This window comes from Sandarakinorhabdus glacialis (assembly GCF_014643455.1).
In the GTDB taxonomy this organism is placed as follows: domain Bacteria; phylum Pseudomonadota; class Alphaproteobacteria; order Sphingomonadales; family Sphingomonadaceae; genus Sandarakinorhabdus; species Sandarakinorhabdus glacialis.
The window spans coordinates 18,667-37,633 of record NZ_BMJM01000007.1 but is presented as its reverse complement, the minus strand read 5'-3'; the positions used below and the strand labels follow the sequence as shown (position 1 = coordinate 37,633).

Annotated in this window: 14 protein-coding genes; 9 read left to right on the top strand and 5 right to left on the bottom strand. The window is 64.4% G+C overall.

The genetic code is table 11. From position 1 onward, the window contains the following. The first annotated feature begins 166 nt into the window (after window positions 1–166). From IEW98_RS10785 to IEW98_RS10770, 4 genes are read left to right on the top strand one after another with little or no spacing between them, the layout of a single operon-like run. Entirely contained in the window at window positions 167–2,383 is a 2,217-nt protein-coding gene (locus tag IEW98_RS10785; RefSeq protein ID WP_188762969.1) for a prolyl oligopeptidase family serine peptidase, read from the top strand. After that, window positions 2,383–2,865 (top strand): DUF3830 family protein, encoded by a 483-nt coding sequence (locus IEW98_RS10780; protein WP_188762968.1) that lies wholly within the window; start codon window positions 2,383–2,385, stop codon window positions 2,863–2,865. The genes IEW98_RS10785 and IEW98_RS10780 overlap by 1 nt, the downstream gene beginning before the upstream one ends. A 14-nt stretch (window positions 2,866–2,879) precedes the next feature. Further along, window positions 2,880–3,767, top strand: coding sequence for a bile acid:sodium symporter family protein (locus IEW98_RS10775; protein WP_188762967.1), 888 nt, complete (start codon window positions 2,880–2,882; stop codon window positions 3,765–3,767). Between the two features lie 47 nt (window positions 3,768–3,814). Next, window positions 3,815–5,116, top strand: coding sequence for an NAD(P)/FAD-dependent oxidoreductase (locus IEW98_RS10770; protein ID WP_188762966.1), 1,302 nt, complete (start codon window positions 3,815–3,817; stop codon window positions 5,114–5,116). Window positions 5,117–5,119: 3 nt separating this feature from the next. Here the strand turns inward: IEW98_RS10770 and IEW98_RS10765 are convergent, their stop codons facing one another. Further along, complete coding sequence (locus tag IEW98_RS10765) at window positions 5,120–5,623, bottom strand: MarR family winged helix-turn-helix transcriptional regulator (protein WP_188762965.1); 504 nt, start codon at window positions 5,621–5,623, stop codon at window positions 5,120–5,122. A gap of 439 nt (window positions 5,624–6,062) precedes the next feature. Between IEW98_RS10765 and IEW98_RS10760 the strand changes: the two genes are divergently transcribed. The 4 genes from IEW98_RS10760 to IEW98_RS10745 all read left to right on the top strand — a co-directional run bounded on the left by IEW98_RS10760 (window position 6,063) and on the right by IEW98_RS10745 (window position 13,669). Next, window positions 6,063–7,775, top strand: coding sequence for an alpha/beta hydrolase (locus IEW98_RS10760; protein ID WP_188762964.1), 1,713 nt, complete (start codon window positions 6,063–6,065; stop codon window positions 7,773–7,775). A gap of 94 nt (window positions 7,776–7,869) precedes the next feature. Further along, window positions 7,870–10,974 carry a TonB-dependent receptor domain-containing protein gene (locus IEW98_RS10755; RefSeq protein WP_188762963.1) on the top strand — a complete coding sequence of 1,035 codons (3,105 nt, stop codon included), beginning with the start codon at window positions 7,870–7,872 and terminating at the stop codon, window positions 10,972–10,974. Window positions 10,975–11,024: 50 nt separating this feature from the next. Further along, window positions 11,025–12,440 (top strand): M20/M25/M40 family metallo-hydrolase, encoded by a 1,416-nt coding sequence (locus IEW98_RS10750; protein WP_188762962.1) that lies wholly within the window; start codon window positions 11,025–11,027, stop codon window positions 12,438–12,440. After that, the gene (locus IEW98_RS10745) at window positions 12,437–13,669 is read left to right on the top strand and encodes a M24 family metallopeptidase (protein WP_188762961.1); all 1,233 of its coding nucleotides are present in this window, start codon (window positions 12,437–12,439) and stop codon (window positions 13,667–13,669) included. Before IEW98_RS10750 ends, IEW98_RS10745 begins: the two co-directional genes overlap by 4 nt. An 18-nt stretch (window positions 13,670–13,687) precedes the next feature. On the opposite strand, the gene pgl is transcribed toward IEW98_RS10745, so the two are convergent. After that, window positions 13,688–14,389, bottom strand: coding sequence for a 6-phosphogluconolactonase (gene pgl / locus IEW98_RS10740; protein ID WP_188762960.1), 702 nt, complete (start codon window positions 14,387–14,389; stop codon window positions 13,688–13,690). 130 nt (window positions 14,390–14,519) lie between these two features. On the opposite strand from pgl, the gene IEW98_RS10735 reads away from it, so the two are divergent. Continuing rightward, window positions 14,520–14,705 (top strand): DUF3008 family protein, encoded by a 186-nt coding sequence (locus tag IEW98_RS10735; protein WP_188762959.1) that lies wholly within the window; start codon window positions 14,520–14,522, stop codon window positions 14,703–14,705. On the opposite strand, the gene IEW98_RS10730 is transcribed toward IEW98_RS10735, so the two are convergent. The 3 genes from IEW98_RS10730 to dnaK all read right to left on the bottom strand — a co-directional run bounded on the left by IEW98_RS10730 (window position 14,702) and on the right by dnaK (window position 18,787). Next, complete coding sequence (locus IEW98_RS10730) at window positions 14,702–15,469, bottom strand: SDR family NAD(P)-dependent oxidoreductase (RefSeq protein WP_188762958.1); 768 nt, start codon at window positions 15,467–15,469, stop codon at window positions 14,702–14,704. The genes IEW98_RS10735 and IEW98_RS10730 overlap by 4 nt on opposite strands. Before the next feature lie 112 nt (window positions 15,470–15,581). Continuing rightward, window positions 15,582–16,739 carry a molecular chaperone DnaJ gene (dnaJ, locus tag IEW98_RS10725; RefSeq protein WP_188762957.1) on the bottom strand — a complete coding sequence of 386 codons (1,158 nt, stop codon included), beginning with the start codon at window positions 16,737–16,739 and terminating at the stop codon, window positions 15,582–15,584. Window positions 16,740–16,888: 149 nt separating this feature from the next. Then, window positions 16,889–18,787, bottom strand: coding sequence for a molecular chaperone DnaK (gene dnaK, locus IEW98_RS10720; RefSeq protein WP_188762956.1), 1,899 nt, complete (start codon window positions 18,785–18,787; stop codon window positions 16,889–16,891). Window positions 18,788–18,967 lie beyond the last annotated feature (180 nt).

Here is an 18,967-nt window from a genome sequence, read left to right as displayed (position 1 = left end):
TTTGTGGGGCGGCGGTGTAAAGTGGTCGGAAGCGAAGCGCATTGTTAGCGGCTTTGGGGGGTGTAGGACAGCAGTGTCTATTTCGAACGGCCTTGACCGTTGTCGCATAATATGACCAAAATCACATGCTTATGAGCCGAAGAAATGATCGGGGGATGTTGCGACGATGTTGAATGTTCGCCGGTGGGGGGCGGTGGTTCTTGCGTGCTGGTTGGCGCTGATGGCGGCGGGCGCTTGCGCACAGGTTGCGCCGATGCGCGGAACGGCGGCGGTGGCGGGGACGACGCTGTCGATCGACGCGCTTTACCAGCCGCAGAGCATTATCGGCACGACGCCGGAGGGCTTTGCCTGGTCGGCGGATGGCGGGCGGGTGTTGTTTTTGTGGAACGACGAGGGCCGGCGCTTTCGCGATATCTGGGTCTACGAGGTTGCGACCGGCCGGAAGTCGCGGCTGACGCAGCTTGGCAAGAACGGTGGCGACGATGGCGCTGGCGTGTCGCAGACCGTCGATCTGGGCGGCGGCCGCATCGCTTATGTGCTCGGCGGCGGGCTGTATCTGCGCGCGGCCGATGGCGCGGTGGCGGCGATCGAGGCGGGTTACCGGGGCGTGCGGCAGCTGGCGGTGTCGCCGGACCGGACGAAGCTTGCGTTCGTGGCGGACCTGCCGGGGGATTCGCGAGGACGGGTGATGCCGGGCGGGGTGCTGCTGGTTCGCGATGTGGCAGCAGCCGGGAGGAAGGCGCGGGCGATTGCCGGCGGTGATGATCCCAAGCTTTATGTGAAGGATTTTCAATGGTCGCGCGATGGGCGGGCGATCGCGTTCGACCTGGCCGATGACCGGCTGATGCCCGAGCGCGATATCCATTATTATGCCGGCGGGAAATTGCAGGACAACCGCGTCGCGCGGGCGTTTCCGGGTGACGAGACGACGCGCGAGCGGATCGGGGTCGTCGATGTCGCTTCGGGGCGCCCGCGATTTTACGATCGGCCCGATGTGAAGGGGCTGGTTTGGAATTATGGCCTGTCGGGTGATGGCCGGCGGTTGTTCATCAACAGCTCCGACCTCGAGGCGAAGGACCATGCGGTCGATGTCTATGACGTTGCCAGCGGGGCGCGCGAGCGGTTCTATGGCTTGCGCGATGCGGTGCATCTGCGGCCCGACTGGCAGGTCGAATGGGCGCCGGACGATGATGGGCTGATTATCCTGACCGATCGCGATGGCTATTTGCAGCTGTATCATCAGAAGACCGCGGGGGCGGTGCCGCGGCAGTTGACCAGCGGCAAGTGGGAGATCGCGTCGTTCAGCGTCGATCGCGACGCTGGGCAGATTTATTTCCTCGCCAACGAAGCGCAGTTGGCGGAGCGGCAGCTTTATCGCGTGGCGATGGCCGGTGGGACGATGACGCGGGTTAGTCCGAAGACGCCGGGGACGCATGAGCCGGTGTTTTCGCCGGGGTTCTCCCATGCAGCGAGTTTCTTCAGCAATGATGTGACGCCGCCGGAATTGCTGATGCTCGATCTTGGCAAGCCGGGCGATGCCGTGGCGGTGACGAAATCGCCGTTGCCGGGGTTCTACAGGCAGACCTGGGCACGGATCGGCTACATGGAGTTTCCGAGCCATGTGGATGGCACCAACCTTGTCGCGCGGGTCAGCCTGCCGGCGAATTATGACCCGGCGAAGCGGTATCCGCTGATCGTCGGCTCGGTCTATTCGGACAGCGTGCGCAACCAGTGGGGCGGGCGGCGGGCGCATCCGACCTGGGGAATCGACCAGTATTTCGTCGGGCAGGGCTATATCGTCATCAACGTCAATGTGCGCGGCAGCTGGGGCCAGGGGCGGGCGCATAATGTCGGGCAGCATCACAGCTATGGCGAGACCGATATCAACGACCTCGAGAGCGGGGTTCGGCACCTGGTGGCGAAGGGTTATGTCGATCCGAAGCGCGTCGGCATCTGGGGGTCGAGCTATGGCGGGTTGGTGACGTTGATGTCGTTGGCGAAAAAGCCCGGCGTCTATGCGGCGGGCGTTGCCGGGGCGCCGGCGACGAATGTCTGGCATGCCTATCCATCGGAGATGATGGTGGCGGGGCCGCCGACAGGGGCGGACATGCCCGGTCGCTATGAGGCGCAGTCGCCGCTGTTCCAGAGCAAGGGCATCGCCGACCCGTTGATGATCATTCATGGCAGCCGCGATCCGGTGGTGCTGTATTCGGATACGGTGGCGTTCACCGAGAAGCTGATCGCCAATGAGCAGCCGTTCGAGCTGGTGACGCTGCCGGGCGGGAACCATGCCTGGGCGAGTGATAATCTGGCGCAGACGCGCTTTGCCTTCAACAAGATGGCGGCGTTTTTCGGGCGCTATCTCAAGCCGGAGCAGCCGTGATGCGCCATATTCGATTTACCGAGCCGCGGTCGGGGCTGTCGGCGCGGTGCCTGTTGCTCGAGGCCGAGGCGCCGCAATCGTGCGAATTTCTGTGGGCGCTGGCAGAGCGGCGATCGAGCTTCGATGCGGTGCATGCGATGTGGACCGGGCCGGAGATATCGGTGCCGATTCCGGCGGGATTGCTGCCGGCGGATTTTGCGGCGTCCGCGATTGCCGAGGAGAATGCGACGTCGTTTCCGGACGCTGGCGAGATCGTGCTGTCGTACCTGGCGGCGGGCAGCATCAAGGGGCTGCCGCCGGGCAATTTCTATGACATCGGGCTGTTTTATGCGGGCGGCGGGCGGTTGTTGATGCCGTTCGGGTGGATCAGGGCGAATGTCTGCGCGCGGATAGTGCCCGAGGATCTGATGCAGGCGCAGGCCGATTTTCGGACGATCCGGCGGAACGGGGCTTGCCGGTTGACCATCGAAACGGCCGGTTGATGCAATATTCGGACATGATGGCATTGATCGGGGACTGGCTGCTGCCAGGGTCTTTGGTCTGTGTCATGGCGGCGATGGGGCTGTCGCTGACCGCGGATGATTTTCGCATGGTGTTCCGCAACCGGCGGGCGCTGGTGTTCGGGGTCGCCAGCATGATGGTGGTGCCGCCGCTGATCGGGTTGGCGATGGCGTTGACGGTGGCGCCGACGCCGGGGCTGGCGGTCGGCTTCATCCTGCTCGCGACGACGCCGGGCGGCATGTTGTCGAACCTTTTCACCGACATGGCCAAGGGTGATCTGGCGCTTTCGATGTCGATGACGCTGGTGCTCAGCATGATCTATATCGTCGTGGTGCCATTCTATGCGCATTTCGCCATCCTGCATTTCATGGGTGTCGAGGCCGATGTCGATGTGCCGCTGGGCGCGTTCATCTGGAACATATTCTCGATCACGGTGCTGCCGGCGGCGGCGGGGTTTGCCATTCGGGCGCTGCGGCCCACGTTGGCGGCGCGGATCAAGGCGCCGTTGAAGCTCGGCGCGACCTTGGTGCTGTTCACCTCGTTCGGCTTCATCCTGGCCGATCAGTTGCCGGTGCTGCGGGTCAATCTGGGGGCGCTGTTCTGGATCACGCTGGCGATCAATCTGATCACGCTGGTGGTGGTGCTGGCGAGTGTGAAAATGATGCGTTTCAATCGCCGCGAAGGGGTCGCGATCGGCGTCGAGCATCTGATGCGGCAGGAGGGGACGGCGATTTTCATCGCCGTCAGCATCGTCGGCAACAACGAGATGTCGTTGCCGATGATCATGAATACGCCGGTCGCGCTGGTGGTTGTGCTGCTGTTCGTCGTCGCCGCGCGGCGGCTTGCCGTGGAGAGCGCGCCCAAAGAGGCTTCGCTCGCCTGAAACCGCGGACCGGACCCGAAGACGGGCCATCAGGAAAGTTGCGAACGATGAGTTCTTTGAACGGTCATAGCCGCCGACCGGGTGGCGCGGTAGCGGGGTCGCTGTGGCGGGAAACGGCGGCGGCTGGGCCTGAATTCGGAGCGTTGGTCGGTGACCGCGAGACCGACGTGCTGGTCATCGGCGGCGGTGTAGCCGGACTGTCGGCGGCGCTGCATCTGGCCGAAGCGGGGGTTAATGTGACCTTGCTCGAGGCGGGCGAAGTCGGCAGCGGCGCGACCGGGCAGAGCGGTGGGTTGATCGCGCCCGATTTCATCCGGCACAGCCCGGCGAAGGTCGAGGCGGCGTTCGGGACGCAGGCGGGGGGACGGCTGGTGCGGCTTGTCGCCAAATCGGCGCAGCTGTGTTTCGACCTGGTTGCGCGCCACGGCATCGATTGCGACGCGCGGCAGGACGGGTTCTGGAGCCCGGCGCATACCGAGCCGCTGGTCGCGGCGCAGCAGGATTATGCCGAGCAATGGCGCGAGCGCGGGTTCGATGTCGATTTTGTCGGGCCTGAGGAAACCGGCGCGGCGCTTGGGTCGCGCGAATATCTGGGGGCGTTGCGGTTCATCGACGGCGGCTCGCTCAACCCGCTGGCGTTTGCGCGCGGGTTGGCGCGGGTGGCGGCGGGTGCCGGGGCGGGGGTGTTCACGGGGTGTCCGGTGTCGGGGCTGGTGCAGACCGCCGGTGGCTGGCGCGCGGTGACGCCGCGGGGGAGCGTGACGGCGCGGCGGCTGGTGCTGGCGGCGAACGGCGGCAATCCGGCGCTGCACCCGGCGCTGCGCGATACGATTCTGCCGCTGCGGGTGGTCGAGTTCGCCACCGAGCCATTGTCGGCGGCCGAGCGCGCGTGGATTCTGCCGCGGGGCGGGAGCTTTACCGACAAGAAGCCGTATGTTTTCACGGCGCGCTATGATGGCGGCGGCGGGCTGGTTTCGGCGTTTGCGCGGACCTTTCTGGTGCAGGGCGAACGGGCGGTGCGGGCCGAAGCGCGCCGGCGGCTGGTGCGGGCGTTCGAGGGGATGGCGACGCCGCGGATCAGCCATGTCTGGGAGGGCACGGCCTGGGTGAACACGTCGTTCCTGCCCGAGCTTTATGACCTGGGCGGTGATGCGCTGGCGATCCAGGCATGCAACGGGCGCGGCCTGGCGATCAATGCCGGGATCGGCCGTGAGGTGGCGCAGGCGCTGGCGGCGGGGAGCCGGAGCGGACTGTCGGTGACGCCGCGGCGGCCGGTGCCGATCCGCATGCACGCCGGGGCGATGGTGTTACCGCGGCTGCTGATGTCGTTGGCGCGACTGTCGAATTAGCGACTATTCGATCGGCAGCTTGCTGAGATTCTGGCCGATGCGGGTCAAGATGCGCAGCAAGGCGGTTATGTCGCGCGGGCCGAGGCCCTCCATGGCGCGGGCCATCTGGCGGCCGACGACGGGGGTCAGCTTGCGGAGCAGCTGCTGGCCGGCGGGGGTGAGCATGACCTCGGTGACGCGGTTGTCCTCGGCATTGGGCTCGGTGCTGACAAGGCCCTGTTCGAGCATGCGTTCGATGAGCCGGCTGACCGTCGAGCGCTTGGTCAGCGCGGCGTCGGCGATGGTGCCGATGCTGGCGGGCTGGCGTTCGCGCAGGACGGTCATGATGCGGTAGATCGGTTTTGAAACGCCGTGCTTGTGCAGCACCTTGTCCATGTCGACATGATATTTGAAATCGGCATGGGCCATCAGATAGAATGGCGAATTATCGAGCCGGAAACTGCTGTTGCTCGGATCGAAGACGCTGGCTGCAACAGTTGGTTTGTCTGTCGTTTCTTTACGTGTCATCGTTCATCCACCAAAAGCGTTTTTCAGTACACAATTCGTTCGCGCCGATTGCGTATCTGGGCTGGCAGTAGCAGAAAAAGGCTGGTGCCGAGTCTATAATCCGACAGAAGACACGCTTTTTTTCATGTAATGTGCTTTTTAACCCCCGGCGCGGGCGCTGCCTGGGTGCAGCTCCGGCCCGTTGTGGCCATTTTGTCACTATAACCAATCGGCTTTCACAATTCGTGTGAAAATGGACGGATTTTGCTGGACGACTCACGAATTGCGGCTATCAATTATAGCGTGGAAACGTTGCATTTCCGCGTCAGTGCAAGCGCAGTGCCTTTTGGGCCGCCAGCGCGTGCAAAGCCAGAGTGCCGGGCGGGGAGCCGGCGACGGCGGTCCGACGCGGCGGGTGAGGCGGGGCCCGGGCCGAACAAGGATGACCAGGGGTGGTGGTATGAGCAAGCGTGCGTTGATTTGTGGCCTGGCGTTCGGCATGGCCGCGGTGCCGGTGGCGGCGGAGAGCTTTCGCCTCACGCTGCCGGCGACGGGGATCGATGCTTCGAACGACGGCCGAATGCTGGTCATCATCACGCCCGATGGCAAGACCGAGCCGCGCTTCCAGGTCGGCGCCGACAATTTGAATGCGCAGATCTTCGGGGTCAATGTCGACGGATTGAAGCCCGGTGGCGCGGTGGCGATCGGCCCGGGCGTGCTGGGTTATCCCGCCGAGGACATGGCGAACTTGCCCAAGGGCGATTATTTCGTCCAGGGCGTTTTTCACAAATACCAGACGTACAAGCTTGCGGGTGGCAAGAACGTCAAGTTGCCGGCGGCGCGCGGCGCCGGGCAGAATTGGCGCAAGGAGCCGGGCAATATCGTCAGCAAGCCGGTCAAGGTTTCGTTCGATCCGGCGAAAACCGGCGAAGTCGCGGTGGCGCTCGATACGGTCCTGCCGGCGATCGCCGAGCCCAAGGACACCGAATTCGTCAAGCATTTCAAGATCCGTAGCGAGAGACTGTCGAAATTCTGGGGCACCGACGTGTTCATTCGCGGGCACGTCCTGGTCCCCAAGGATTTCGACAAGCATCCGGAAGCAAAATATCCGCTGGTCATCTATCACGGGCATTTTCCCGATGATTTCGGCGGGTTCCGGACGACGCCGCCCGATCCGAACGCCAAGTGCGTGCCGAGCGCACGGTTCAACGAGCCTTGCTATAACCGCATCGAGGACAAGGAGGCGTACGACCTCTACCAGAAGTGGAATTCCAAGGACTTCCCGCGGATGCTGATCGTCGAGATCGACCATAGCAATCCGTATTATGACGACAGTTATGCGGTGAATTCGGCCAATCTTGGGCCGTATGGCGATGCCATTACCTATGAGTTCGTGCCCGAGCTCGAGAAGCGCTATCGCGGCATCGGTGCTGGTTGGTCGCGGTTTCTCTATGGCGGCTCGACGGGGGGCTGGGAGGCGCTCGGGGTCCAGGTGAAATATCCGGATTCGTATAATGGTGCGTTTGCCGCCTGCCCCGACCCGATCGATTTCCGCCAGAACATGGTCACCAACATCTACGAAGACGAGAATGCCTATTGGAACGAAGGCAAGTTCGGCCGTGTCGCCAAGCCGGGCAAACGCAACTATCTCGGGCATGTCGCCTATACGACCGAGATGGAAAACCGGCTTGAGCTGGTGCTTGGCGACAAGACGCGGTCGGGTGGCCAATGGGATGTCTGGGAGGCGGTTTATTCGCCGATGGGCGCCGATGGTTATCCGCAGCGCATCTATGACAAGCGCACCGGGGTGATCGACAAGAAGGTCGCCGAATACTGGCGCCAGAATTACGACCTTCGCTACATCATGGAGCGCGACTGGAAGACGCTGGGGCCCAAGCTTGCGGGCAAGGTGCATATCTATATCGGCGACATGGATAATTACTATCTCAACAATGCGGTTTACTTGACCGAGGACTTCCTCAAGAAGGCGACGCCGGCGTACCAGGGTGAAGTCACCTATGGGGATCGCGACGAGCATTGCTGGAATGGTGATCCGAACCTGCCGAATGCCATCGGCCGGCTGCGTTATCACACCATGTATGTCGACAAGATGCTCAAGCGCATGGCGGATTCAGCACCGCCGGGCGCCGACCTGACCAGCTGGCGGTACTAGGCCGAACTTTCGAGCTTTCGATCGCTGTTTTTAAAGGGCCGGGTTGCGGTGACCGCCACAGCCTTGCTTGCACCAATCATTCCAGGAGAAATTCATGCGCCATTTCAATGCCAGAGCTGCCCTGATGGCCTCGAGCATGCTGATCGGCTGGGTCGCCGCTGCGCCGGTGGCGGCCCAGACCGCCGCGCCCGAGACGGGCGTTGCTGCCGGTCCGGCGATCGACGCTGCGGTCGATGCTGGGGTCGATGACGAAGCGATCATCGTCACCGGTTCGCGCATCCGGTCGGGCAATGCCATCAGCGTCAGCCCGATCACCTCGGTGAGCAGCGAGGATTTCACCATCCGCGGTGTCGTCCGCACCGAGGATTTGCTCAACCAGTTGCCGCAGGTGTTTGCAGCGCAGGGGGCCAATAACTCCAACGAAGCCACCGGCACCGCGCAGGTCGATCTTCGCGGGCTGACGCCGTCGCGTACCCTCGTCCTCGTCAACGGCCGGCGGCTGCCTTATGGCTCGCCCAAGAATATCCCGTCCGACGTCAACCAGGTGCCGCAGGCGCTGATCTCGTCGGTCGAAGTGCTGACGGGCGGCGCCTCGGCGATCTATGGTTCGGATGCCATCGCCGGCGTCGTCAATTTCAAGCTGATCGACGATTTCCAGGGCCTCAAGGCCACGGCGAATGTGTCGACGTTCCAGCACAACAACAACAATGCCGAACTGCGCGGGCTGGTCGACAGCTTCAATGTGCGCGTGCCGGGCCAGTATCCGCTCGCCGACAAAAATGTCTGGAACGGCTTCGCCCAGGACTATTCGGTCGTCGTGGGCACCAACTTTGCCGAAGGCAAGGGCAACGTCACGGCGTTCGCGTCGTACCGCAAGGTCAACCCGATCCTGCAGAAGGATTTCGACTATAGCGCCTGCGCCCTGGGCGCGACCGGCGTTGGCGGGACCGATTACACCTGCAGCGGTTCGGCCAACAATGCGCCGGCGAACCTGACCAATGGCGGGCGCCTTGGCGGCGTACCGACGTCGTTCCGGGTTTCCAATGGCACTTTCGTACCCGGCACCTCGACCTATAACTTCGCGCCGGCGAATTACTACCAGCGTCCCGACCAGCGCTACATGCTGGGGGCGCTGGCGCATTACGAGATCAACGCGCATTTCGTGCCCTACCTCGAGCTCAACTTCATGGATGACCGTTCGGTCGCCCAGATCGCCCCGGGCAACAACAGTGGCGGCATCAACGTCACGTCGAGCGGGATCAGCGGCATCAACTGCGACAACCCGTTCCTGAGCGCCCAGCAGGCCAATTTCCTGTGCACGGCCAGCGGCCTGGCCACCGGCAGCACCTATGACGCGTCGGGCAATTATGTCGGGCCGCAGGGCGTGGCGACCGGCGTGCTGGTGGCGCGCCGCAACGTCGAGGGCGGCAACCGGCAGGACGATATCCGCCACACCACCTACCGCATCGTCGGCGGCGTCAAGGGCGACCTGTTCGGGCCGTTCCATTATGACCTGTACGGCCAGTACGCCAATGTCGGTTACCGCAGCCGCTTTACCGGCGATGCCAATCGGGCGCGGACAGCGAACGCGTTTTACGCGGTGCGCGACCAGCGTGCCGGCTCGGCGACGTTCGGGCAGACGGTCTGCAAGATCAACGCCGACGCCAACCCCGACAACAACGACGCCAAATGCGCGCCGCTCAATTATTTCGGGCCGCAAGCGAGCCAGGCCTCGGCAGACTATGTTGCGGAGTTCAAGTCGATCACCGGTGACACCAGCCTGACCAACATCGTGCTGTCGATCGACGGCAACCTTGGCGAATACGGTATCCAGTCGCCCTGGGCGGAGAACGGCGTCGGCATCGCTTTCGGGGCCGAGTATCGCAAGAATACCGTCGACTACCAGCCCGACGAAATCTATCAGCAGGCGGCGTCGCCCGAACTGCCAATCACGGGTTCGACCGTGGCCAAGGAAGCGTTCATCGAAATCAACGCGCCGATCGTCGAAAACCGGCCGTTCTTCGACCTGTTGTCGATCGAAGGCGCCTTTCGCTATTCGGATTACGACACCGGCTTTACCTCGAACGCCTACAAGATCGGCGGCACCTGGGCGCCCATCCCGGACATCCGCTTCCGCGGCAGTTTCCAGCGTGCCGTTCGCGCCCCGAACGTCATCGAGCTGTTTTCGGGGCAGTCCTTGTTCGAAGTCGAGCTGACCGAGAATGCCGACGGCTCGTTCGATCCGTGCGCCGGCGCACGGCCGTTTGCCAGTGCTGCGCAATGCGCTCGCACCGGCGTGACGGCGGGGCAATATGGCTTTATCGTCGACAACCCTGCCGGGCAGTTCAACTCGCTGATCGGTGGCAACCCCGATCTTCAGCCCGAGACCGCCGATACCGTGTCGGTCGGCACCGTGCTCCGGCCATCGTTCGCGCCGGGCCTGACAATCTCGATCGATTACTTCAACATCAAGGTCAAGGACCTGGTCGGCAGCGTCAACCCCAACCTGTCGCTGAGCAACTGCATCAACAGCGGCGACCCGTACTTTTGCAACCTGATCCAGCGCAACCCCGGCACCGGTTCGTTGTGGCAGGGTGAAGCGGGCTATTTCAAGCGCTTTAACGTCAACACTGGGCAGCTGCAGACCAGCGGCATCGATCTCGCGATCGACTACCGCCTTGGCCTCGATGAGACCTTCGGCAGCGACCTCGGTTCGGTCGCCTTCAATCTGAACGGCACCTACCTCAACAGCTTCAAGACGACGCCGCTGCCGAATTCGCCAGAGGCCGACATCTATGAATGCGCCGGGCTTTATGCCGGGTTGTGCGGTCGGCCGCGTCCGGAATGGCGCCACCAGCTGATGATCACCTGGAACACGCCATGGGACCTAAATTTGTCGCTGACCTGGCGCTATGTCTCGTCGGTCAAGGTCGCGCAGACCAGCGACCAGCCGGTGCTGACCGGCAGCTTCGCCGAGGTCAATCGCGAGCTTGGGGCGCGCAGCTACTTCGATCTGTCGGCTGGCTATGAGATCCGCAAGGACTTCAACCTGCGCGTCGGCATCAACAATTTGTTCGACAAGGATCCGCCGCTGACGACGACGGCAGCGATCGAGGACGGCGGCAACGGCAACACCTATCCGCAGTTCTACGATGCGACGGGGCGGTTCCTGTTCGCCAGCGTCACCGTCGGATTCTGATGAGCAGGGGACGGGTGCATCCCGCCACCTGCTACCGTACACGATAGGACATGATGATGATCAAGCGGCTTGGCGTGCTGGCCGGCGTGGTTTTGCTGACGGCGGCTGCTCCGCCGCCGGTGACGCCTGCCGAGAAGGCCGAGGCGCGAGCGATCATCAGGCAGATGATCGCCATCAAGACCGCCAAGGGCGAAGGCCAGGTGCCGGTGCTGGCGGAGGCGCTGGCGGTGCGGTTTCGCGCGGCGGGGTTTGCCGCCGAGGATATCGTCATGCTGCCGGCGGTGATCGACGGGGAGAAGACGGTAGGCCTGTTGGTGCGGTATCGCGGCAAGTCGGCGGCGCGCAAGCCGATTGCACTGTTGGCGCATATGGACGTCGTCGGCGCGCTGGCGGAGAATTGGGCGACCGATCCGTGGCAGCCGATCGAGAAGGACGGCTATCTTTATGGCCGCGGGTCGAGTGACAACAAGGCCGGCATGACGTTGCTGGCGACAAGTTTCCTGCGGTTGAAGCGCGCCGGATGGGTGCCCGATCGTGATGTCGTGCTGGCGTTTTCGGGTGACGAGGAAACCGGCATGCGGACGACACGCCTGCTCGCGGCGCATGCGTGGGTGAAGGACGCCGAGTTCGCGCTAAATTCGGATGCCGGCGGCGGGCAGATGGAGCGCGACGGATCGAACCCGCGTTTTGCCATCCAGTCGGCGGAAAAAACCGTCGCGACGTACCAGATCGCGGCGGCGAATTCGGGTGGACATAGCTCGGTGCCGCGGCCGGACAATGCGATCTTCGATATCGCCGATGCGATCAAGGCTGTGCAGGCGGTGCGGTTTCCGGTCGAATTCAACGAGATTACGCGGGCAATGGTGGCTGATCGGGTGGCAGCTCGTAGCGATGAATTGGGCGGGGCGCTAAAGGCGTTGCTGGCCAATCCGGCCGATGCAGCGGCGCGGGCGATTGCCGAGAAACATCCGTCGGATGCCAATATCCTGTGGACGACGTGCGTGCCGACGATGCTGAAGGCGGGCAATGCGCCGAATGCGTTGCCGCAGAACGCCGTGCTGACCGTCAATTGCCGGATCTTTCCGGGGACTTCGGTGGCGGCGGTGCAGGCGGTGCTGACAAAGGCGATCGGCAATGCGGCGATCAAGGTGACGCTCGATGGCGATACCGTCGAGAGCCCGGTGTCGCCGGTCAACGCCAGGCTGTTCGATTCGCTGACGCGGGCTGTGCATGTGAATTATACGGGGGCGCCGGTGAAGCCGAACATGTCGTCGGGGGGCACCGATGGCCGGGTGTGGCGGCGGGCGGGGGTGCCGACCTATGGGGCAGGCAGCCTGGCGATGGTGCACCCCGACGATGGGCGCGCGCATGGGACTGATGAGCGGGTGCGGCTCGATTCGTTCGACAAGGAGCTGCTGTACTGGGACGTCTTGCTGCGCGATGTCGCGGGGCCGGTGCGCCCATGACGACAAGCCGCCGGGATGTGATGGCGCTGGGCGGTGGGTTTGTCGCGGCGCTGGCGGGTGGAATGCCGGCCATGGCGGTAGGCGGCATCGCCGAGGCCGCACCGATCGGGCGGGCCGAGCGCATGGCGCGGCTGGGGCGGGCGCAGGCGCTGATGCGCGCCAATGGCATGGCGGCGTTGCTGGTCGAGGCCGGGTCGTCGCTGAATTATTTCACCGGGGTCAAATGGTGGCGCAGCGAGCGGCTGACCGCGGCGGTGCTGCCGGCGGACGGCGAATTGTGCGTGTTCACGCCGGGGTTCGAGGAGCCGTCGATCCGCGAGATGCTGGTGGTGCCGGGCGATGTGAAGGTCTGGCAGGAGGATGAGAATCCGGCGGCGCTGGTGGCGGATTGGCTGAAGTCGCACAAGCTGGCGGGCGGCGTCATCGGCATCGAGGATACGGTGCGGTTCTTTGCCATCGACGGGCTGCAAAAAGCCTTGCCGGGGGTGCGGATCGTCAATGGTGCGGCGATCGTCAACGGCTGCCGGATGATCAAGACGCCGGCGGAGATCGCTTTGATGCAGCGCGCGTCGGATATCACCATCGCCGCGTATCGCGCCATGTCGAGCAAGGTCGAACCGGGCATGGGCACGGCCGATGTCTATGCGCTGATGGCGGCTGCGGTGACGCGACTGGGCGGCGACACGCCATCGGGCGGGGTGCAGATCAACGAGGGGTCGGCGCTGCCACACGGTTCGCGTGAGCCGCAATTCGTGCGGGCCGGATCGGTGGTCCTGATGGATTGCGGTTGCACAGTCGACGGCTATCACGCCGATATTTCGCGAACCTTCGTGTTCGGCGAGGCGACCAGGGCGCAGCGGACGATGTGGGACGAGGTGCATCGCGGGCAGGAAATTGCCTTGGCGGCGGCGAAGGTCGGCGCGGCGGCGGGGACGGTCGATGACGCGGTGCGGGTGTATTACGAGAAGCTCGGCTATGGGCCGGGATACAGGACGCCGGGGCTGCCGCATCGGACGGGGCACGGCATCGGGCTCGATGTGCATGAGCCGGTCAATCTGGTTCACGGCGAGACGACGAAGCTGGCGCCGGGCATGTGTTTCTCGAACGAACCCGGCCTGTATCGGCCGGGCTCGTACGGGGTGCGGCTCGAGGATTGCTTCTACATGACGGCGTCGGGGCCGCGCTGGTTCTCGGTGCCGCCGCCTTCGATCGACAATCCGTTCGGCTGATGCCTGTCGCGGGCTGGGCTATTCGCACCAGTGGATGTCGATGTCCATTTCGAGGTCGGCCAGCAGTCGCCCGATTGGGAGGGTGCTCGAGGCGCCGTCCTTGAGGGCTTTTTCGACGAGCTTGCGCTTGTCCTTGCCGGTGAGGACGAGGGTGACGGTGCGCGCGGAAACGAGCGCGGCCTTGGTCAGGGTGACGCGGGCGACGGGCATGTTTTCGGGCATCGGATCGGGGCGGACGCCGATGGCGCGGCGGGCCTTGGGGCCGTTGATCGCGGCGTCATAGTCGGGGCCGGGGAAGATCGAGGCGACATGGCCGTCGGCGCCGACGCCGAGCCAGGCGAGATCGAGCGGCCATTCGAGATCGGCGAGGCGCTCGTCGGCAGCGCGGCCGGCGAGGACGGGGTCGGTTTCGCCGGCGCATAGCGGCACGACGCGGGCCTTTTTGGGCAGGAACAGCTTGGCGAGCATGCCGACGTTCGAGCGCGGGTCGGTCGGCGGCACCAGGCGATCGTCGGTGGGGACGATGGTGACGTCGGCCCATTCGATCTTGCGCGCGGCGAGCAGCGTCAGTGCGGCCTTGGGGGTTTCGCCACCCGGAAGCCCGATGATGGCGCGGCCGCGGGCTTCGAGGGCCTGTTCGATGATGAACCCGGCATCGCCGGCGACGGCCTCGGCGAGTTCGTCGGCATCGTCATAGTCCCACCATTCGGCGTCGATCATTTACGGGCTCCAAAGGAATCGTCGGGGGCGTTTGGCATATATGCCGGGCGAGGTCACGCCGTCTGCGCGGGTTAGCGGAACCCGGCGCGGTCGTTGGTGGTTTTTTTGGGGCCGCAGAGGGAGAGATGTGATGCCCGCGAAATCGAAAGCGCAGCAAAAGGCCGCAGGGGCTGCATTGTCGGCGAAGCGCGGTGAGATGCCGAAAGCTGGGTTGCAGGGGGCGTCGAAGGCGATGCTGGATTCGATGAGCGAGAAGCAGTTGGATGAGCTGGCTTCGACGAAGCGGAAGGGGAAGCCGGAGCGGGTTGAGGACTAGTCGACCGCGACGGTGTAGTTGAGACCGAGGCGGCCGCCGTCGGCGTAGATCGTCTCGCCGGTGATGTAGGAGGCGTCGTCGCTGGCGAGAAAGGCGGCGATGGCGGCGATTTCGCTGGGCTCGCCGGCGCGGCCCAAGGGCGTGCGCGACAGGATCATCCGGCGGGCGGCTTCGTCGGAGAGGACGGCGTTTTTGGCGAGCTCGGTGAGGATCGTGCCAGGGCCGATGCCGCAAACGCGGATGCCGTGCGGGGCGAGGGCAACGGCGGTGTTGCGGGTGAGCTGGTTGAGGCCGCCCTTGGCGACGTTGTAGGCGAGCAGGGTCGGGATGGTGAGCACGGCGTTGACGCTGCTCATGTTGATGATGACACCCTTGGCTTGTGCGATCATGTGCGGGGCGGCGAGCTGCGTGGCGTGGAAGGCGGCCTTGAGGTTGATGGCGAGGACGCGGTCGAACAGGGCTTCGTCGGTGGTCAGGATATCGCCGCGCGGGGCGATGCCGGCGTTGTTGACGAGGACGTCGATGCCGCCCCAGCGGGAGACGCAATTTTCGATGGCGGCGGCGATGTCGGGGCGGCTGGAGACGTCGCAGGGGATGAAGGCGGCGTTGGGGCCGAGGGTTTCGGCGGCGGATTGGCCGTTTTCGGTGTCGATGTCGGTCAGGAGGACGCGGGCGCCTTCGGCGATGAAGCGGACGGCGCAGGCCAGGCCGAGGCCGTTGGCGGCGCCGGTTACGAGGATGCGGCGGTTGTGGAGGCGGGACATGGGGGACGCCTTCGCGGTTGGATGGGGCTTGTGAAGGCGTGTTCCTTGGGGCGGGCTCGGGAGATGGGCCCCGGCCTTCGCCGGGGTGACGAACTAAATTATGCTGTCCCGATCAATCGGTCAGTTCGTTCCAGGCATCCTTGAGCTTGTCGAAGAAGCCGGTCTGGCGGGGGTTGTTCTTGCCGCCTTCGGCCGATTCTAGGGTCTGGAATTCCTCGAGGAGTTCGCGCTGGCGCTTGGTCAGCTTGACCGGAGTTTCGACCTCGACCTGGACGACGAGGTCGCCGAAGCCGCCGCCGGATTGACCGTTGTTGAGCGCCGGCATGCCGCGGCCGCGGACGCGGAATTGCTTGCCGGTCTGGGTGCCGTGGGGGATCCGGACGACCGCGGCCTCGCGGTCGAGGCCGGGGACTTCGATCTCGCCGCCAAGCGCCGCGGTGGTGATCGAGATGGGGGCGACGGCGAACAGCGTGGTACCGTCGCGCTTGAACAGGCTGTGCGCCTTCAGATGGACGAAGATGTACAGGTCGCCGGTCGGGCCGCCGCGCGTGCCGGCCTCGCCTTCGCCGGCGACGCGGATGCGGGTGCCGTCATCGACGCCGCGCGGCACATTGACGTTGAGGGTCTTTTCCTTTTCGACGCGTCCGGCGCCGCCGCAGGTTTCGCACGGATCGGCGATGATCTGGCCCGAACCATGGCATTGGGGGCAGGCGCGTTCGACGGCGAACAGGCCCTGGCGCATGGCGACGCGGCCCTGGCCGTTGCAGGTGGTGCAGGTGCGTGCCGAGGTGCCGGGCTTGGCGCCGCTGCCGCTGCAGGGCTCGCAGGCGGCGGCGACTTCGACGGTCAGCGTCGCGGCCTTGCCGGCAAAAGCTTCCTCGAGCGACATTTCAAGGTCGTAGCGCAGGTCCTGGCCGCGGGTGGCGCCGCCGCGACCGCGTTGCTGGCCGCGGTTGCCGCCCATGAATTCGCCGAAGATGTTTTCGAAAATGTCGGAGAAGCCGCCGAAGTCCTGCGCGCCGGCGCCGGCACCGCCGCCCTGCTGGAAGGCGGCATGGCCGAAGCGGTCGTAGGCGGCGCGCTTCTGCGGGTCCTTGAGGCAGTCATAGGCCTCCGAAATTGCCTTGAAGCGGTGTTCAGCGGCATCGTCGCCGGGGTTCTTGTCGGGATGCCATTTCATCGCCAGCCGGCGGTACGACGACTTGATCGTGCCATCGTCGGCGGTCTTGCTGCATTCGAGCAGCTCGTAATAATCGGTTTCAGTGCTCATCGAATCGCCTGCCCCGCGCCCGTTACGTCCCTCGACTTCGCTCGGGATGAGCGGTCTGGGTCACCCGGAATGAGCGATTGCTCACCGGCTACCAAACAAGACGAGCGCCCCGGTTTCTTTACGAAACCGGGGCGCGTCATCCCAACCGCTTACTTCTTTTCGTCCTCGACGTCCGAGAACTCGGCGTCGACGACATTGTCGTCCTTGGGCGCTTCCGCCTCGGGCGATGCGGCCTTGGCCTGCTCGGCGGTGTAGATCGCTTCGCCGAGCTTCATCGCCGCGGTCGACAGCGTGGTTGTCTTCGTCGTCAGGGCGTCGGCATCGCCGCCGTCGAGGACCGACTTCAGATCGGCAACCGCGGCTTCGATTTCGGCCTTCACATCGGCACCGACCTTGTCGCCGTGCTCGACAAGCTGGCGCTCGGTCGAGTGGACGAGGCTGTCGGCCTGGTTGCGGGCTTCGGCGACTTCGCGGCGCTTTTTATCGTCGGCGGCGAACTTCTCGGCGTCCTTGACCATCTGCTCGATGTCGTCCTTGGACAGGCCACCCGATGGCTGGATGCGGATCTGCTGTTCCTTGCCGGTGCCCTTGTCCTTGGCGTTGACGGCCACGAGCCCGTTGGCGTCGATGTCGAAGGTGACTTCGATCTGCGGGATGCCGCGCGGTGCCGACGGGATGCCGACGAGGTCGAACTGGCCAAGCATCTTGTTGTCGGCGGCCATTTCGCGCTCGCCCTGGAAGACGCGGATCGTCACGGCGCTCTGATTGTCATCAGCCGTCGAATAGGTCTGCGACTTCTTGGTGGGGATCGTCGTGTTGCGGTCGATCATGCGGGTGAAGACCCCGCCGAGCGTCTCGATGCCGAGCGACAATGGCGTCACGTCGAGCAGCAGCACATCCTTGACGTCGCCCTGGAGGACGCCGGCCTGGATCGCGGCGCCCATGGCGACGACTTCATCGGGGTTGACCGAGGTGTTGGGCTCCTTGCCGAACAATTCCTTCACGAACTGGCGGACGCGCGGCATGCGGGTCATGCCGCCGACGAGGATGACTTCGTCGATGTCGGATGCCTTGACGCCGGCTTCCTTGATCGCGTCGAGGCACGGCTTGCGGGTGCGCTCGATGAGGTCGAGGACGAGCTTTTCGAGGTCGGTGCGACTGATCGCCTTGACCAGATGCTTCGGCCCGGTGGCGTCGGCGGTGATGAAGGGCAGATTGACTTCGGTGGAAGCCGTCGACGACAGCTCGATCTTGGCCTTTTCGGCGCCTTCCTTGAGGCGCTGCAGGGCCAGCTTGTCCTTGGTAAGGTCGATGCCTTCGGACTTCTTGAAGTCGGCTGCGAGGAATTCGACCAGCTTGGCGTCGAAATCCTCACCGCCGAGGAAGGTGTCGCCCGAAGTCGACTTGACCTCGAAGACGCCGTCGCCGAGCTCGAGCACCGACACGTCGAAGGTGCCGCCGCCGAGATCATAGACCGCGATTGTCTTGGCATCGGTCTTCTTGTCGAGGCCATAGGCGAGCGCCGCGGCCGTCGGCTCGTTGATGATGCGCAGGACTTCGAGACCAGCGATCTTGCCGGCGTCCTTGGTGGCCTGGCGCTGGGCATCGTTGAAATAGGCAGGGACGGTGATGACGGCTTGCGTCACGGTCTCGCCGAGATAGGCTTCGGCGGTTTCCTTCATCTTCTGCAGGATGAAGGCGGAAATCTGCGAGGGGCTGTAGCTTTCGCCGCCGGCACCGACCCAGGCGTCGCCATTGCCGCCCTTGACGATCTGGTACGGAACGAGCGCCATGTCCTTCTGGGTCATCGGATCGTTGAAGCCGCGACCGATGAGGCGCTTGACTGCAAAGATGGTGTTCTCGGGGTTGGTCACTGCCTGGCGCTTGGCCGGTTGGCCGACGAGGCGCTCGCCGTCCTTGGTAAAGGCAACCTGCGACGGCGTCGTGCGCGCGCCTTCGGCGTTTTCGACGACCTTTGGTGTCGCGCCTTCCATGACGGCAACGCAGGAATTGGTGGTGCCGAGATCGATTCCGATAACTTTAGCCATGATGTTCCGTTCGTCCTTTTCGTCCATGGGCCCGTGCAGCGGCGCCCCGAAGCAGCGCCGCCCATCGTCCCTCGCTGTTGTCAGATAAGGGTCACTTTTGGGCGTTCAATAGTGGGGCGGATATAAGTAGGCCGTCCGGGGGGTGCAAGCGCTGTTGGTGGCGATCGCACCGGCTGCCGC

Excerpts from the sequence above, each read along its gene's own strand:
- IEW98_RS10785 (WP_188762969.1), top strand. The coding sequence starts at position 167 with ATGTTGAATGTTCGCCGGTGGGGGGCGGTGGTTCTTGCGTGCTGGTTG.
- IEW98_RS10780 (WP_188762968.1), top strand. The coding sequence starts at position 2,383 with ATGCGCCATATTCGATTTACCGAGCCGCGGTCGGGGCTGTCGGCGCGG.
- IEW98_RS10775 (WP_188762967.1), top strand. The coding sequence starts at position 2,880 with ATGATGGCATTGATCGGGGACTGGCTGCTGCCAGGGTCTTTGGTCTGT.
- IEW98_RS10770 (WP_188762966.1), top strand. The coding sequence starts at position 3,815 with ATGAGTTCTTTGAACGGTCATAGCCGCCGACCGGGTGGCGCGGTAGCG.
- IEW98_RS10765 (WP_188762965.1), bottom strand. The coding sequence starts at position 5,623 with ATGACACGTAAAGAAACGACAGACAAACCAACTGTTGCAGCCAGCGTC.
- IEW98_RS10760 (WP_188762964.1), top strand. The coding sequence starts at position 6,063 with ATGAGCAAGCGTGCGTTGATTTGTGGCCTGGCGTTCGGCATGGCCGCG.
- IEW98_RS10755 (WP_188762963.1), top strand. The coding sequence starts at position 7,870 with ATGCGCCATTTCAATGCCAGAGCTGCCCTGATGGCCTCGAGCATGCTG.
- IEW98_RS10750 (WP_188762962.1), top strand. The coding sequence starts at position 11,025 with ATGATGATGATCAAGCGGCTTGGCGTGCTGGCCGGCGTGGTTTTGCTG.
- IEW98_RS10745 (WP_188762961.1), top strand. The coding sequence starts at position 12,437 with ATGACGACAAGCCGCCGGGATGTGATGGCGCTGGGCGGTGGGTTTGTC.
- pgl (WP_188762960.1), bottom strand. The coding sequence starts at position 14,389 with ATGATCGACGCCGAATGGTGGGACTATGACGATGCCGACGAACTCGCC.
- IEW98_RS10735 (WP_188762959.1), top strand. The coding sequence starts at position 14,520 with ATGCCCGCGAAATCGAAAGCGCAGCAAAAGGCCGCAGGGGCTGCATTG.
- IEW98_RS10730 (WP_188762958.1), bottom strand. The coding sequence starts at position 15,469 with ATGTCCCGCCTCCACAACCGCCGCATCCTCGTAACCGGCGCCGCCAAC.
- dnaJ (WP_188762957.1), bottom strand. The coding sequence starts at position 16,739 with ATGAGCACTGAAACCGATTATTACGAGCTGCTCGAATGCAGCAAGACC.
- dnaK (WP_188762956.1), bottom strand. The coding sequence starts at position 18,787 with ATGGCTAAAGTTATCGGAATCGATCTCGGCACCACCAATTCCTGCGTT.